Origin of the sequence: Psychrobacter immobilis, assembly GCF_904846185.1 — a bacterium.
GTDB lineage: Bacteria > Pseudomonadota > Gammaproteobacteria > Pseudomonadales > Moraxellaceae > Psychrobacter > Psychrobacter immobilis_B.
Map to the genome: position 1 here is coordinate 1 of NZ_CAJGZQ010000067.1, position 709 is coordinate 709.

The window sequence follows — 709 nt, forward strand, 5'->3', positions numbered from 1 at the left end:
AGGGGCTGTCCTAGATAACTAGTTCAAACCCTGTTTAACCCATTGTTTTAATTGTAGTAATTGCGACTTTGGGTCACTGTGATTAAAACGCCACTCACATTCCTTTAAATAGAGGTGAAAATGCTCTTTTGGAACCCCGTTAAACTTACGTAGATGCCGTTTAGCTTGGTTCCAGAAGTTCTCTATGCCGTTAATATGATTCTTATCATTAACAAAGGTTTTAGAGTGGTTGATACGATAATGAGTAAACTCACTGACATCTAATGCGTTATAGCTTTTAAATGAGTCAGTATAAACAATGCTATCAGGCTTCACTTTTTCTCTTATGATTGGGATCAAAGTATCTGCTTTAGCATTGGGTATAATACAAGCGTAGACCTTGCCATTACGCTTTAATAGGCCAAACACGGGCACTTTGCTACCAGCACCTCGCCCTCGCTTGCCTTTGCGGGTTCCACCAAAGTATGATTCGTCTACTTCGATTTCGCCTTCAAATAGACCAGGGTCTTGGCTATTCTCGTAAATAAGCCGTCTTAGCCTATGAAAGTAATAACTGGCTGTGGTTTTATTAACACCAACTAAGCTTGCTGCTGTTCTGGCGGTTGAACCGGCAACAAATAACTCGATTAGTCTGTTTTGTTTATACCAACTTAGTTTGCTTTTTCTCATAGTGCTATCCTAAATAATTTTACTTATCTAGGACAGCCCC

General features: G+C 39.8%; 1 protein-coding gene. It reads right to left on the bottom strand.

The window, feature by feature from the left end:
• Positions 1-18: 18 nt before the first annotated feature.
• A complete protein-coding gene (locus tag JMW94_RS14735) occupies positions 19-669 on the bottom strand; it encodes an IS1595-like element ISPssp3 family transposase (RefSeq protein WP_201604901.1) in 651 nt (216 codons plus the stop codon).
• Positions 670-709 lie beyond the last annotated feature (40 nt).

Excerpts from the sequence above, each read along its gene's own strand:
- JMW94_RS14735 (WP_201604901.1), bottom strand. The coding sequence starts at position 669 with ATGAGAAAAAGCAAACTAAGTTGGTATAAACAAAACAGACTAATCGAG.